A 15,746-nucleotide genomic window follows, 5' to 3' on the forward strand; every position below is an offset into this window, starting at 1 on the left:
TTTCTGGCTTTCATTTGGGAATGCAAGCAATAAACAATACTTCGGACAGTTTTTTAACGACTCTGTAAGCGTTACAGCGTAAGCCCTGGCATTTTTAATGTTTTTTTGAAACGAGCGGGCTAGACTCAAACATTGAAAAAATACTCATCCCTATAGCCATCAAGGGTTTGAGATACTCTCCTTAGATCTAAAAATGTCCGAAGTATTGAATAAACCTACTATTTTTTAAGCTGTGTAGCCTCGTTTTTCCACTACGTACACTTTTTCAGCAAGCCCTACTTAGCAATTCAACTATCTAAATTGTGTAGTGTTAAGGCTTGAATCTCAGTTCGTAGTGCGCTAATTTCTGTTTGCAGAGCTTGAATTGATTTTGCACCTGTGAGTTCTGCTTGCTCATTCTCAGTATCCTGACTCACAAAAAATGTTGCCAGTGTAGCTGTCAAATAACCGCATACTGCGATCGCATACAACCCCAGCAAAAAACATAATACTCGCCCTTCCGCCGTTTTCGGGAAGTAATCAGAGCCGATCGTCGTTAACAACATTGCCGTCCACCACAGTGCAGTAGCATAGTCAGTAATGCCACCATTATTATCAGGAAGTTTGCGCTCAAACGCATACATTCCAGCCGCGCCAATTAGGGTGACGATCGCAGTTAACGCCACCACATAGCCAAATCCCCGACGCTGAAAACTGGCAGAAAGCAATCGCATTCCCCGGCTGGTTCGGATCGTCAGACGAACTAACTGGAATCCTCGCACCGCATGAATCGATCGCAAAGGCTGGATAAATCGCAAAATCCGAAAGATTCGCAACGCTGGAATCAGCAATGAGAAGACAATTAACCAGTTATGCTTCAGGTAAAAAAGTTTGCGAGGAGCGAGCATAAATTTGATGCCAAAATCCAGGATAAAGGCGATCCAAATAGTAGTTCCGATCGCCTCTAGCAAAGAATTCAGTCCCCAAACTAGCTCGACGATAAACAGCCCCAACCAGGCAAAACTTAACACCAGCATCGGCGTTTCTACCCAATCTTCCCACTGTTGCAGCACTTCGCAGCGCTCTCGATCCAAGGATGATTCGGGTTGGTTGCGATCGCTCATAATTGATTACCTCTGAGATATTGCAGCAATCTCGATCGGGGGATTTTTCGTGGGGAGGGCGGGTTTATGTAACCTGTTTGCAAGCTTTAAGGCTGTTGGCGAACCCGCCCCTACAGGTTATTGAAAATGGTGTAAGATGTGAGTTACATCTGAGATCTTGCACCAATATGAATAAGGAGATTTTTCGTGGGGTTGGGCGGGTTTATATAACCTGTTTACTACGTTTTTGACTGTTGGCGAACCCGCCCCTACAGGTTATGACAATGGTGCAAGATCTCAGTTACATCTTACTTTTTCAACTGAATTTCGGCATCCACTGGCATACCCGGCTTCACAAAACCACCGGGTTTATCAAAGCTTAGTTTCACACCAAATACTTGCTCCACGCGGTCTTTTTGGAAATAGATATTTTCTGGTGTAAACGATGCTTTGGAATCAATAGATATCACCTTTGCATTTAAGGGATGTTCGTGTTTTGGATCGCTATCGAGGTAGACTTTGGTAGGTTGTCCTACCCGAATTCGAGCGATTTGTTCTCCCGGAATAAACCCCCGCATATAAACTTGTTTCATATCTACTATTCGCAGCAATGGGCGACTTGGTAATACTACGGTTCCAGGTTCGACGCTGCGGGTGGTGACGATTCCTGCGATCGGGCTTTTTACAGTTAAATTATTCAAACGACTCTGGATCAGTTGTTGATTTGCCTGTGCTGTTTTGACATCTGCTTGTGCTCCCAAAAGCGCGACTTTTGCTTGATTTATCTGGGTTTGGAGGCGGCCGATATTCGTTGTTTGGCGATCGGGATTCAGGGCTGTGGTTTGTGCTTGGGTTAATTTTCCTTGAGCAATTGCGATCGCATTACGGGCCACTTCTACACCAGCCTGACGGCTTTCCAGCATCGCTTGGCTAGTCTCAAATGCGGTTTGTGCTAAATCGGCGCGCTGTCGAGTTTCTGCACCCAGATTGGCTAGATTCACAAAGCGATCGCGATCGACTTTTGTCTGTTTCAGCAATGCCCTGGCTTCTGCTACCCGCGCCTGCTCCTGCTTGATAGCCGCCTGTGCCGTGCTCACCATAGCTTCTGCTTCTGCAATTTTGCCGATCGTATCACCTTCAGACTGTTTGAGATTTAATTTTGTATCTGCCACCTGACTATTTAATACCGAAATTTGAAGAAGAGCCGTTGCTTCTCGTTGTTTAGCTGCATCAACATTTGACTTAGTTGCTAATAGTTCTGACTGCACTTCCTCGTCATCTAACCGTACCAACAATTGCCCTTTCTTCACAGTTGCACCTTCTCGGACTGTTACCTCTTTAACACGACCAGATCCTTTGGTACTGACATCAGTTTCATAGCCTTCGACGCGCCCACTAAAAGGGATGAGGTTATTGTTTTTAGGACGGAAGAAATTATACCAAATTCCTGCACCGATACCTGCGATCGCGATAGTTCCTACCAGTAACCACAACCAAAGGTGAGAAGATTTAGGCGCAGGTGGTGGCACAGAATCAGTCGGTTTTGGTTCTGCGGAAGATTTAGGTGCGGGTGGTTGAACAGCATCAATCGGTGGTGATTCTGTAGAAGATTTAGGCGTAGGTGGTTGAACAACATCAGTCGGTAGTGATTCTGTAGAAGATTTAGGCGTAGGTGGTTGAACAACATCAGTCGATTGTGATTCTGTAGAAGATTTAGGCGTAGGTGGTTGAACAACATCAGTCGATTGTGCTTCTGTGAAAAGCTTAGACGAATTAGTTAAATTAGTCATGGTAATTGGTAATTGGTAATTGGTAATTGCTAATCGGTAATCGGTAATTGGTAATTGCCGAACTTTCTTACATCCGTTAAATCCGTTACAAAATCCGTTGCCGAACCTCCTTCTTCCTAACTAAGTTGTTTTCGATAACGATTTGCACTTACAAGCAGAGTTGCTATGGCAAACAAAATCATCGCGATCGCGTGCAACCACCAAACCTCTAACCCAGTCCCCTTAAGCAGAATCCCCCGCAAAATGACCAGATAATGATAAAGAGGATTAATTTTCGCAATCCAACGAAACAGCAAAGGCATACTATTCACCGCCGTAACAGCACCGCCCAATAAAATAATCGGGATGTTTAAAAAGATGCCAATTAGAATCGTTTGTAATTTGTTTTCAGAAAATGTCGAAATAGCCAATCCAATCGCAACCCCAATTTGAATGTAGAGAATTGAGAAAATCAATAACAAAAATAAATTACCTCGCAATGGTAATTGAAACACCAAAAATGCAACGGCAAAACACATCAGCAAAGTTATGGTGAGTAAACCAGAAATAGGGACAATTTTAGAAATAAGAATTGCCGTAGAAGCTACGGGTGTCATCAATAATTGCTCTAAAGTTCCCTGATCTTTTTCCCGCACTGCTTCTACGGCGGCGGCGAGAATTGCACTAAGAGTAACGATCGCACCAATGACTCCAGGTACAAAAAACCAACTATCAAGAGTGCCGGGATTGTAGCGGAAAGTGATTTCCGACTGAACGGGAACCTTCAATCCTGTTGATAGCGGTTGATATTGTTCTACTAAATTGAGGTTGAATTGAGTTGCAATTTGGGCAATATAACCCTTGGCAATGCCAGAACTATAGGCATTAATGCCATCAATTATGACTGCAACTTCTGACTTGCCAGTTTCCAACAAATCGCGACTAAAACTAGCGGGAATCATCAAGCCAGCATCGACTTGTCCGCGTTCAATCTGTCGAGTTAAGTCTTGCTGGTTGTTGGTATGGCGACTGGCAATAAATACCTGATTTACCGTGAAAGCATCGACTAATTGCCGACTGATGGCGACCTGATTTTGGTCTAGAATGCCTAGCCGTAGATGGGTGACATTGGAGTTTAAGACATAGCCGAAAATCACCATGGAAACAATTGGTGCGATAGTTAGGAAAATTACCAATTGCCGATTGCGTAATAGTTCGGTAGATTCTTTAATTAACAGAGCAAAGAGACGACTATTTAACATTGTTTATTCTCAAGTTATTACTATAGGAATTACTTACGGGAATCAAAACCCCTGGTGGTTGAGCCCTTCGACTACGCTCAGGATCATTAGTGTCAACTTAACCTCAAACCCAGTCACAGAATAGTGTTTGACTGTTAAGCCTAGATCCCCCCTAGCCCCCCTTCAGAAGGGGGGGACAAGAGTCCGGTCAAAGTCCCCCTTCAGAAGGGGGATTTAGGGGGATCTAGACTTGGCATAAAACCCATATTTCTCAAATGTTTCAGCCTTAAGTTGACACCTATGGCTCAGGATAAACTCCGTCGAAACCCTGCATGAATATGTATCGAAAAAATTGACTATTTTTGGAAAAAACCGATTTTTTTCGTAAGTTCTATACCACATAATCAACAATTAATCTGACAATTGCATTCGACGCATTCCCCACCACGCAAGTGCAAATTCCGCCATACTCAAAATGAGCATAGCGAGAATCAATTCCCAAGTACCAAACCAACCGGAACCCCGGACAAAAACATCTCGACATAGTTCGATGTAGTACCGTACTGGCACTAGATAGGATGCAATTGAAAACGGAAATGGTACACTATTCAGAGGAAAAAGAAACCCTGCTAACAGAAAGCCAGTTAATACTTTAATTGTGCCGATCGCCTGCACTGCCGCACTTTGAGTTGTAGTAAAAATGCCAATAATTAAACCCAACTGCACCCCCGCTAACATAAACACAGGTGTACCAATTATCAATGGCGTTGGATCGCCAATAAACCGCACTCCAAATAAGCCGAAACCGACAACAAACAAGATAATTGCTTCTCCTAAACCCACCGCGATATAGGCTAAGGATTTGCCAATTAGCAGTTCAAAGGCACTGAGACTAGAAGCATAAAGTTGCAGAATTGTACCCTGTTCTTTTTCGCGCACAAGGGCGATCGCAATTAATAACGGTGGGAAAATTGCGAGAATTACTCCATAACTGCCAGGTACAATAAACAGGGATTCTTGCCGTCCCGGATTGAACCACAAACGCACTTGAGCCACAACTCCCAATGTCTCAGATAATTGTCCTAATTGCTCTTGTACGACAGCTAAAGTTGTTCCCTTGACAGCTAGATCGCTAACACGGGCATTGATGGTATCGCTACCATCAATTACTACCTGTACTTTCCCGGTTCTTCCGGCTGCTGCATCTGCGGCAAAACCAGGGGGAATGGTAATTTGTACTTGAGCAGTATCGCGATCGATCGCATCCGGAAACCGCATTCCTTCCCACTTCGCCGGAACAAATAAATTAGTGGCATAAAGTCGTTCAATGTAGCTGCGACTGAGGGTAGTTCGATCTAAATCGCGCACTACTAAAGAGATATTCTTTGCCTCTAAACGAATGGCATAGCCAATAATTAGTAAGGCAATTACTGGTAGGATAAATGCTAGTGCAACGCCTAAGCGATCGCGCTGAAACTGTTGCAATTCTTTGAAAACTTGATTGCGAATTCGTCGGATCGTCATGGTGGTGCGCCTCCTGCCCGTTGTACTTCTCCAATAAAGGCATCTTCTAGGGAAAATGCGATCGGTTCGGTTTCAATTAGTGGTAAATTAGCTTGTTTTAAAAGTGCTTCTACTTGGGGTAGTTCTTGTTTGGGATCGTCTAAGACGATGTGGAGGCGATCGCCAAAAATGGAGACGCGCCAAGGTTCGAGGTGTTCTCGCAGGCGATCGTAACTTTCTTGCAATTTCCCGACACGCAATTCAAATAATTGACCGGGTTGTGCTGATTTAATCTCACTTGCCGAACCTTCTGCCACTTTCCGCCCTGCTACCATAAAACACATCCGATTGCATTGTTCTGCCTCATTCATATAGTGAGTGGTGACAAGAATTGCAGTGCCATTACGAGCAAAGTCGTTAATTAATTGCCAAAATTGTTTGCGTGCTAAAACATCAACGCCGGAGGTAGGTTCATCGAGAAATAAAATCTCTGGTTCGTGCATGACTGATGCCCCAAAAGCAACTCGTTGTTTCCATCCACCAGGTAATTGCTTAGTTAGTAAATGTTCTTGTTTTTCTAAGCCACAAATTGAGAGTACCCAGCGAATCTTTTCCTGTCGCTGTTTGGGAGGAATCCCATAGACTCCACTGTAAAACTGTAGATTTTCGAGAATTGTCAGGTCATTATAAAGGGTGAACTTTTGACTCATGTAGCCAATTTTTTGTCGCAGTTGAGCACTTCGCAGATTGCCTGTTTCTCCAGCGATCGAGATTTTTCCCGAACTGATTGGTAATAGTCCGCACAGCATTTTGATCGTGGTAGTTTTGCCTGCACCATTTGCGCCTAATAGTCCATAAACTTCGCCATAATGAAGGTCTAAGTTGAGGTTTACCACTGCATGAAAAGTACCAAAAATCCGGTTGAGATTGCTAGCACAGATGGCGATGGTAGGATTTTGGATTTCTTGTTTCCTGTTTGGTTTTGAAGCTGCGGTTTGCGATCGCGGAAATGGCACAAATTCGGGAACTCCTCCTTTTTTCCGTAGTAGGGTTGTAAATACGTTTTCCAGGGTTGGTTTTTCCGACTGAATATCAATCTTGTCATCGCTGGTTTTTGACTCGTGAGTTAATCGATCGCGCACCAGGATTTCGCCTTGTGTGATATCTTTGACTAGGACTTCAATGCGATCGCCATAGGTTGCGACATCGGCAATCTGTGCTTGATTGACTAAGGGCAATAAGGCTTGTTCAGTTTTGACTAACTCCGATGTCCGAATCACCAACCGTTGCAGCCCCAGAGCCGCTTTAAGCGCTGTGGGACTGCCAATTTGTTGAATCTGCCCGTCGTAAATCAAAGCCACGCGATCGCACCTTTCTGCCTCATCTAAATCCGGGGTAGCGACAACAACAGTTATTCCTTGGGCAGTTAATCCCGCCAAAATATCCCAAAACTCGCGACGGGCAATGGTATCAACTCCCGTAGTTGGTTCATCTAGCAACAAGACTTGGGGCTCGGCAATCAGCGCACAACAGAGGGCTAATTTCTGCTTCATACCACCAGAAAGACGACCCGCAAGGCGATCGCAAAACTTATCCAATTGCATCAATTTCAGATACTTACTGCGTCGCATTTCTAGCTGATTTTCTGGCACTAACCGCAGTCCAGCACTATAATTAATATTTTCCTCAACACTGAGGTCTGCATAAAGCGAAAATTGTTGAGTAAGATACCCCGTATAGTTGCGAGCATCTCTGGCAGGCAATTTGAGGATTCGCGCTTCTCCAGCCGTGGCTTCCATCACCCCACCGAGAATATTAAAAACAGTAGTTTTGCCAGCACCATCGGGGCCAATTAGCCCAAATAATTCTCCCCGATTTACATCTAGGTCAATGCCCTTAAGTGCGATGGTTTTGCCATAATATTTGTACAGTTTTTTAATTGCGATCGTACTATTGTTCGGGGCAGAAGTAGATGGGATATTGCGATCGCGATCGACTGGATTTTGCAAAGATTGATTCATTTTATTTTATCCAAAATGGAAACCGATCGGCGTTTAAACATCAAAACTTAAAAGTGCAATTACAAATAAATACGGTTAACTTAATACTGTTAATTCCCCGGAGATCCCCCTAAATCCCCCTTAAGAAGGGGGACTTTGAGAAGAATCTTGTCCCCCCATTTTGTAGGGGCGGTGGATGGTGCGTGCCCGCCCTCCTTTCACGATTTTGTGTCGCTTCAGGCATTGGGGCAACCACGGGGGGATTGCCCCTACAAACAATGAAACAGCCCTGCCCTTTGTAGGGGCGGTGCCCCCGTGCCCGCCCTCCGAGGAATTTGGGCAACCACGGGGGGATTGCCCCTACAAATAATGAAACAGCCCTGCCCTTTGTAGGGGCGGTGCCCCCGTGCCCGCCCTCTTAGCGTCGGGGGGGTTTGTCTTATCTAAACCGTATTGAATTATGGGCATAATTTAATTTTTAACTTGTAATTTTTACTTGTTAATTAACTATCGATCGATGAGACTGATACGCCTTAAGTTGTGCCCGCAATCGAGCAATTTCAGCCGCCATATCGAGCACCATTGCAGCGCCGGCGAGGTTCAATCCCAAGTCTTGACGCAAGCGCTGAATCTGAGCAATTCGAGCAATTTCGCGGCGATGTAGCATTGAGCCGATCGCCTCAATGACACCTAACTCAACATAAACTTGTACAATTGCGATCGAAGTTTCCGTCACAAATGCAGCATATTCAAAGGTGTAAAGTTGCTCACCTTCGAGTGAAACCACGGTTGTTGAAAGGCTGAAACTCATAATTTGATTTCCTCTAACTGGGCGCGGGGGTTAAAGTTAGTATTTGCTTGGATTTTTTCGTAGCATTCTTGCTCGATCGCACTTAAGTCTTTTGGCGTGACGATTGGGAGTTTGGCGAGTAAATCGCCGCGTCCCCCTTTTTGCAATGTCCAGCCCTTGCCGCGCAGTCTGAGGGATTGTCCCGATCGCACTCCTTTAGGCACCTTCATCGTCACGCTACCATCCGGTGTGGGGACGCTAATTTCCGCCCCTAAAACCGCTTCATCGGGGCGAATTGGTACGTCACAAACAAGGTCATTTCCCTCAAATCGGAAGAAGGGATGGGGTAATATTTCGATGGTGAGATACAAGTCGCCACGCTGTTGAGAAAAGGGACTCGCGCGGCCTTTACCTTTGAGGCGAATGCGACTACCTGGTTTTGCGCCTGCGGGAATGCGAACGTCGATCGTTTCATCGTCGAATTGCAGTCGTTTTTGGACGCCGTGAAACGCTTCGGAAAATGTCAGGGCGATCGCAGCTTCGCTATCCGGTGCGGGGGCTTGGGAGCGAAATCCGCTACCATAATCATCGAAGCCGCTGGTGGCGTTGGTTCTGCGTTGCGATCCGTTTTGCGATCGACCTAATAAATCCTTAATAAATGAATCAAAATCGGCATACTGATCGAAGTCAACCGTCCCAGGATTAGTTCCTCTAGATGGTGGTGCTTCACTGTAACCAGGCTGGTTCCAATGTTCGCCAAAGCGATCGTATTTCGGCCGTTTCTCGGAATCGGAAAGCACCTCATTTGCTTCATTGAGATCTTTGAATTTTGCTTCTGCTTCTTTATCTCCAGGATTTAGATCGGGATGATATTTGCGAGCAAGTTTGCGGTAAGCTCGTTTGATTTCTTCGGGAGTTGCTGTTTTGCTGACTCCTAGGATGGTGTAATAGTCCTTGAAATCTGTTGCAGTTGGCATTTTTGACCTTTTAAATTTGGTATATCTTTAGTTGGGAAGTTACATGATTGGCTAGAAAAAGTCATGTTATTTTGTGATATCTATTTTGGTTGGATCGGATTTTTTAACCGCAGAGAGCGCAGAGGGCGCAGAGGAAGAGAGGAGAGAGGTGAATGTTTTTGATGCGGAGGAATTTGATATAAGTTTTTTCTGATTTTATCCTGTTAAATTTATTTTTTATATACTCACTCTAACTACACTCGTAATCACCAGTAAATGAATCAATCAATAGACAGATATTTAAGTTCTATTTTTTAAGTTAAATCTCTATCAATAGGAATAGAGTAAGCAATCAAGAATGAGGACACGGCACTGCCGTGTCCCTACCCGATTAATTGTAGGGACACGGCACTGCCGTGTCCTCCGTTTAGATTTTGATATCTTCAACAACCAAATTATCAGCAATGAAAACAGGTATAGCAATCCTATCTGATTTTCAAGGTACGACTACCTCTCGTCTTTCTAAACTCATTTTATAGCAAGGGTTTCAGAATTTCCCGAGCTTGAAAATGATTTAGGATTGCTATAGAGGTTCAGATGATTTTAGTGACCAAGTGCGATCGGCGGTCAAATCCAAGATATTCTGATGATAATTACTCAAACTTTCTCGATGTCCAATGCTCAAAAATGTCATACCAGAGTCTTGTAACTGTTGGTATAAATGTTTTTCATTACTAGAATCGAGGGCGCTAGTAGCCTCATCTAAAATAGCATAGCTAGGTTTATTTAGCAGCAAACGCGCGAAAATTAGGCGCTGTTGTTCTCCCAAAGATAGAAGCTCTGCCCAATTTTGTTCAGTATTAAATCCTCCGTAACTCTCCTCTAAGTTCGGTAAATTTACCTGAATTAAAATTTCCCTCAACTCCGAATCTTCCACTGATATATCCATATTTGGATACAGCATTTGATCCCGTAATGTTCCTAAAATCATGTAAGGCCGCTGCGACAAAAACAACATTTCATTTAGGATAGGCCGCGAAATTGTACCAGTCCCCGCATCCCACAATCCAACGATCGCCCTTAGCAAAGAACTTTTCCCGCAACCGCTAGGCCCTCTCACCAGCAAACCCTCACCAGCAGGGAGTTTTACCGATAGTTCCTCTACCAAAGTCCGTTGGCGGTTAGGTGTTTGGAGGGTCATATTTGCGATCGCCAGTCGATCGGCAATTTCAGTTTTGATACTCGTTTTCTCAACAGCCTCAGACTCCTGGGAAGTTAAATGATGAGTTTCCAAAGACTCCAAAAAGGTGTACAAACGCTCGACACCCGCGCCAAAAGTAGCAAGGGATTGAAAGCGCGCCACAATTAGATTAAGCGAGAAAAAGACTCGGATAAAAGCCCCTTGCGCCTCGGTAACTTTCCCAACTTCTAAGTCACCGGCAAAAATCCCTGGTGCGACTACAATTGCAGGCAAAATGAACGGGATAAATTCATAGGCGTTAGTCAGGATATTGAGATTCAACTCCCAAAAAATCAAGCGCTTGAAATTATCAAAAGCTTCGACAAATCTGCCTTTTACGCGATCGGACTCGCAGTCTTCTCCCTGATAAAAGGCGATCGCCTCCGCATTTTCTCGCACCCGCACTAAACTAAACCGGAAATCAGCTTCTTTTTTAAGCTGTCCAAAATTCAGTCGCATTAAGGGCTTCCCAAATACCCCAACTGTCGCCAAAGTGCCAACCAGCGCGTAGAGCACCAAAAACAAGATTAATGGCTTAGAAATACTCCAGAGCACCCCACTAAAGGCCGCTACGGCTAACAAAGAATCAACTACCGCCAGCAGTAGTTTTAACGATTCTTGGGTAAAGCTTTTGACATCTTCAGCAATCCGCTGATCGGGGTTATCGATGTCCGCATCGGCATGATTTAGATTGTAAAATGCGCGATTCTGGAAGTAGCGATCGATAAAATCGTTAGTCAACCATCGCCGCCACTCTAAGCCCAGGCGATCGCGCAAATAATCATAGCCTGCATACAATGGTGCATAAATAACTAATGTTCCGGCAAAAATCAGAATTGTTTGCCAAAATCTAGCTTCATCGTGAGCCGATAATGCCGAGATGAGTTCGCCTCGCTTGTTGTTGAGTAATACGCTTAGCCCCGTGTAGCCAAAGGATAATAGGATGACTAATAGCAATAAGCCGCGCGCCCGCCATTTTTCGTCGCTTGACCAGTATGATTTTGCGATCGCCCAGAACTGTTTGAGTATAGTTAGATTAAATCGTTGCATTACTTTTATTCAGACAAGGTTGCTCACCTATTTAATATAAGATGAAAATAGTATTGAAAGCGCAAAACTTCCAAATCTTGACTTTGAAAAATAGCAGGTGTGTCAAACTGTGTCTAGGAAAGATGGAAGCGCGATCGGCAAGGAGTAGTAGCGGAACATCGCCCCTCGTTCCATAAATTGCTCCATCACCAGCAATCTTTACTGATTACTTTCAAGTATTGCCTTCGCCTGCAAAAGTCCTTGAATATTCGTGCCGCGATCGCTGCTAGCTGTTAAATAGATGGGTTCACCCTTGGAGTTAAAGGATACCCTCGCATCTTTGACATTAAAACCTTGCTGTGGTATGATATACACGAATAGATCAAGATAGTGATTAGAATGCCGATCAATAACCAAACTGGGATAAATTTACTGGGTTTGAGCGATCGCCCAGAAATCACGACTCACAGTAATAGCGATCGCACACCGCAAACCCTTTAGCAGATAGATAATTGAGGCGATCGCCTAGAAATAATGTCTCACAGCAATAGCGATCGCATACCGCAAAACCTTTAGCAGATAGATAATTGAGGCGATCGTTCTTCATCGGAGAAAGCGATCGCAGTAACTTGACAGTTAGCCAAAAACACAGTTATAATGCCCCTAAAAGATCGGCGATCGCACTAAACTGCTATTTGGAGTAATTTTATTAAGCCGACCCAAAAGAGCGGTGATCTCGCTTCATCAAAAAAAGTGGGCATAGCAACCCATAATAATCGCACTTAACCCAAGCCGCTAGTTGTCGCGCACTCATTGATCTCATAATTAACAAGGAAGAATAAATATGATTACAAATAGCCATTTAATTTCAGGTGAAACATTTATTTCTCAAAATAGACCAGATACAACTCACAACTTTCCGCCAGATGATGAAATTAACGAAAAATACAAAAAGGGAGAGATAAGAATTGTAACAGAACAAGCTCGTTATCCACTTGATAGTATAAAAGCTATGCTTGACAGTGCAAAATATATCCTCAATCCTGAATACCAACGTAGAAAAAGGTGGGACAATGCTCGAAAATCTCGTTTGATAGAATCATTCATAATGAATGTACCAATTCCACCTATCTTTCTGTATGAAATAGAATACTCTATTTATGAAGTAATGGACGGACAACAAAGACTGACAGCTATATATGATTTTTATAAAGGAAAATTCGATCTAGAAGGATTAGAGTATTGGCAGGAACTTAATGGGCGAAATTATCAAAATTTACCTGAGCAAGTTAGAAGAGGTATAGATAGACGATATTTGTCTTCTATTATTTTATTGCAAGAAACAGCTAAAAGTAAAGAAGAAGCTGAATATCTCAAACAGATAGTTTTTGAAAGATTGAATAGTGGAGGAGAGAAGCTAACTGCACAAGAAACAAGAAATGCTTTACAAAATGGTAAATTCAACCAATTATGTATAAAACTTTCTCAAAATGAATATTTTCGTAAAATGTGGAATTTACCTTTAGAAAGTCAAGGAGAAAAAAAATTACTTGAAAGTGAGTCTTATCGCAAAATGGAGGATGTTGAATTAGTTTTGCGGTTCTTTGCTTATCGTCATATAGATAAGTTAAAATCCCCAGTAGATAAATTTTTAGATGAGTATTTAAAACAAGCAAATAGTTATCCTGATGAAACAATGAATAAACTTGAAAATATTTTTAATGAGACTATTTACTTAATTTATCAAATATTAGGAAATTCAGCTTTCATCCCTCCATATGAAGGGCGTAACAGAAAAACGCCATTAAAAACTATTTATGATCCAATAATGCAGGTATTTGCAAATAATATTTCTCACAAAGAAATTTTTCTTAAACACAAAGGGACTATAGAGAAGAGTTTATATTCCGGTAGAAAATCACCATTTATACAACAGGAAAAAAGTAAACATCTTTTTGATGGTAGCTATAATAACAAAAAAGATGTAGAAGCACGCATTCAGTATTTTCAAAAATTTCTACAAACCTATATTAAATAAACTTTAGTAGAAATTATGAATATACAATCATTGGAAAACTTCAAAAGAGAATTAAATCAAATTAAAGAATATTTAAAACACATTCAATATGTAAATGATTTAACAGCTTATGCCATTATAGACACTGACAATGGACAAATCAAGGAATTACTTAATAGACTAAAAGAGCATGATAGGGGTTTTAGAACAGATAAACGAATATTTGAATATAAAGCTTCTATTATTTCACTTTATGGACTGCTAGAAAAATATGTAGAAATCTGGATTAAAGAATATCTTGATTCCCTCTCTAAAGTAGTACCTGAATATAATCAAGTGGATGAAAAGATTAGAATTAATCATTTTGAACTGTCTTTAAAATTGATAAATACTATTGCAACCAGAGAAAGTGCTAAATATCAGCATCTTACAAAAGAGGAGGTATTAAAGAAGTTAAATGAATGTATTGTTAATCCTAGCAACTATCAAATTAACACAGAAGCGTTTGTTCTTTTATCAGGTAATTTAAAACATAATAAAATTGTAGAAATATTCAATAAGTTAAGTTTAGATTTAAACGATGAATTACTGAAGAATGAAGAACTTAATAATGAGATCGGTTTAACACCAGAAAGGATTTCCACAATAGGAAAAGATATTTTGTACAATAAAATCAATGATTTAGTTGAAAGACGAAACCAAATTGCTCACGGTTCAGAAAACGTAGAGGATATCAAAAGCATATCTGAATTAGAACCTTATATTCAATTTTTAGAAAAATATTGTCAAGCTATTTTTCAAGCATTATTTGAACAATTTATCAAACAAGAATCAATACATACTTTTCAAAAAATAGAAAAGGTGATTAAAATTTTTAATGATAAAATATTAGCATTTGAGATTGAAAATTATACGATAAAAGTTAAAGATATGCTAATTATTGAAACTAAAGAAGGAAGATTTTATAAAAAGCCTATTTTGACCATTCGATTAGATGATAAATCATATCCAGAACTGGCAGTTATAGAAAAAACAAATATTGGTATTAGCGTTGAGCCTAAAATAAAGCCTAACCAAACATTTTACATAATCAAAAAATAGTGCGATCGCTCTTAGTTGAGATTGATCCTACAGGAATAATGGCGATCCTCGTGTTACCTTAGGCTAATTGGCGATCGCGTTGTCTCAGGCACAGTGCGATCGCTTTAGGGTGAGTTAATGAAATGTAACGCTCCTTATTTTTGTTTGAACGAAAGCATTCTGTTCAAAAATGTAGGGAGTGAGAGATTTTCCAAGCACATCAAGGTAAAAACTTCGCTACACAATCGATCGCACCACTCCACCTTCGACTCGCAGGGCAGCACCATTAATCGCAGAGGCTAAAGGACTAGCAACAAACGCAACTAACGCAGCAACTTCAGACGTTGAAGCAAATCGCTGAATTAGGGAAGATGGACGAGTTTTAGTAAAAAACTCTTTCTCAACTTGTTCGATCGAAATATTTTGATCCTTCGATAATCCCTGGATAAAGTCTTCCACTCCTTCAGAGCGAGTTGGCCCCGGCAATACCGTGTTTACAGTTACGTGGCTGCCCACAGTTGTTTCCGCCAAACCGCGACTCAACGCCAATTGTGCAGTTTTGGTCACACCATAATGAATCATTTCGGCGGGAATATTCAAACCAGATTCACTAGAGATGAAAATAATCCGTCCCCAATCTTGCTTTAGCATTAGCGGCAAATAATGGCGCGAGAGGCGTACACCGCTCATCACATTCACTTCCAGAATGTTCATCCACTCTTCATCGGAGATATCTGCAAATGCTTTGGAACCATAAATTCCTAAGTTATTCACCAAAATGTTGACTTCTGGTACTTTTTGAAGTAACAATTCAACTCCGGCTGGCGTTCCCAAATCGGCGGCAATTCCCTGAAGTTTGGCATTCGGGATACTTTGCTGAATCTGGTCGATCGCATTATTTACGCGCTCTTGGGTTCGGCCATTGATAATGACCGTCGCTCCTTCTTCAGCAAGTACACTAACAATTGCCAGTCCAATTCCACCCGTTGAACCACTGACCAATGCCACCTTTCCTGATAGTTTGAGATCCATATTTTGT

13 protein-coding genes are annotated in these 15,746 nt (G+C 42.0%); 2 read left to right on the forward strand and 11 right to left on the reverse strand.

The annotated features are described in order from the left end of the window. Positions 1-287: 287 nt before the first annotated feature. From QZ918_RS03760 to QZ918_RS03805, 10 genes are all read right to left on the reverse strand, one after another. On the reverse strand, positions 288-1,103 hold the full coding sequence (locus QZ918_RS03760; RefSeq protein ID WP_293331227.1) for a potassium channel family protein: 816 nt from the start codon (positions 1,101-1,103) through the stop codon (positions 288-290). 287 nt (positions 1,104-1,390) lie between these two features. Continuing rightward, complete coding sequence (locus tag QZ918_RS03765; RefSeq protein WP_293331230.1) at positions 1,391-2,872, reverse strand: HlyD family secretion protein; 1,482 nt, start codon at positions 2,870-2,872, stop codon at positions 1,391-1,393. A 116-nt stretch (positions 2,873-2,988) separates the two neighbouring features. Continuing rightward, positions 2,989-4,113: an ABC transporter permease gene (locus QZ918_RS03770; protein ID WP_293331233.1), complete on the reverse strand. Its 1,125-nt coding sequence runs from the start codon at positions 4,111-4,113 to the stop codon at positions 2,989-2,991. A gap of 390 nt (positions 4,114-4,503) precedes the next feature. Then, positions 4,504-5,616 carry an ABC transporter permease gene (locus QZ918_RS03775; RefSeq protein ID WP_293331236.1) on the reverse strand — a complete coding sequence of 371 codons (1,113 nt, stop codon included), beginning with the start codon at positions 5,614-5,616 and terminating at the stop codon, positions 4,504-4,506. After that, the gene (locus tag QZ918_RS03780; protein ID WP_293331239.1) at positions 5,613-7,616 is read right to left on the reverse strand and encodes an ATP-binding cassette domain-containing protein; all 2,004 of its coding nucleotides are present in this window, start codon (positions 7,614-7,616) and stop codon (positions 5,613-5,615) included. Before QZ918_RS03780 ends, QZ918_RS03775 begins: the two co-directional genes overlap by 4 nt. Before the next feature lie 478 nt (positions 7,617-8,094). Then, on the reverse strand, positions 8,095-8,406 hold the full coding sequence (locus tag QZ918_RS03785) for a chaperone modulator CbpM (protein WP_293331242.1): 312 nt from the start codon (positions 8,404-8,406) through the stop codon (positions 8,095-8,097). Beyond that, complete coding sequence (locus tag QZ918_RS03790) at positions 8,403-9,362, reverse strand: DnaJ C-terminal domain-containing protein (RefSeq protein ID WP_293331245.1); 960 nt, start codon at positions 9,360-9,362, stop codon at positions 8,403-8,405. The genes QZ918_RS03785 and QZ918_RS03790 overlap by 4 nt, the downstream gene beginning before the upstream one ends. A gap of 562 nt (positions 9,363-9,924) precedes the next feature. Beyond that, complete coding sequence (locus tag QZ918_RS03795; protein WP_293331248.1) at positions 9,925-11,631, reverse strand: ABC transporter ATP-binding protein/permease; 1,707 nt, start codon at positions 11,629-11,631, stop codon at positions 9,925-9,927. A 198-nt stretch (positions 11,632-11,829) separates the two neighbouring features. Continuing rightward, on the reverse strand, positions 11,830-11,985 hold the full coding sequence (locus QZ918_RS03800) for a hypothetical protein (RefSeq protein WP_293331251.1): 156 nt from the start codon (positions 11,983-11,985) through the stop codon (positions 11,830-11,832). An 82-nt stretch (positions 11,986-12,067) separates the two neighbouring features. Further along, positions 12,068-12,217: a hypothetical protein gene (locus tag QZ918_RS03805; RefSeq protein ID WP_293331254.1), complete on the reverse strand. Its 150-nt coding sequence runs from the start codon at positions 12,215-12,217 to the stop codon at positions 12,068-12,070. A 237-nt stretch (positions 12,218-12,454) separates the two neighbouring features. Here QZ918_RS03805 and QZ918_RS03810 point away from each other — a divergent pair, with 237 nt between their 5' ends. Together QZ918_RS03810 and QZ918_RS03815 are read left to right on the forward strand one after the other, a co-directional pair. Then, positions 12,455-13,648: a DUF262 domain-containing protein gene (locus tag QZ918_RS03810; RefSeq protein WP_293207953.1), complete on the forward strand. Its 1,194-nt coding sequence runs from the start codon at positions 12,455-12,457 to the stop codon at positions 13,646-13,648. 15 nt (positions 13,649-13,663) lie between these two features. Further along, complete coding sequence (locus tag QZ918_RS03815) at positions 13,664-14,728, forward strand: MAE_28990/MAE_18760 family HEPN-like nuclease (RefSeq protein ID WP_293331257.1); 1,065 nt, start codon at positions 13,664-13,666, stop codon at positions 14,726-14,728. A 216-nt stretch (positions 14,729-14,944) separates the two neighbouring features. Here QZ918_RS03815 and QZ918_RS03820 read toward each other — a convergent pair whose 3' ends face one another. Next, entirely contained in the window at positions 14,945-15,739 is a 795-nt protein-coding gene (locus tag QZ918_RS03820) for an SDR family NAD(P)-dependent oxidoreductase (RefSeq protein WP_293331260.1), read from the reverse strand. Between the last annotated feature and the right edge of the window lie 7 nt (positions 15,740-15,746).

It is taken from the genome of Microcoleus sp. CAWBG58 (assembly GCF_020883045.1).
Taxonomy (GTDB): Bacteria; Cyanobacteriota; Cyanobacteriia; order Cyanobacteriales; family Microcoleaceae; genus Microcoleus.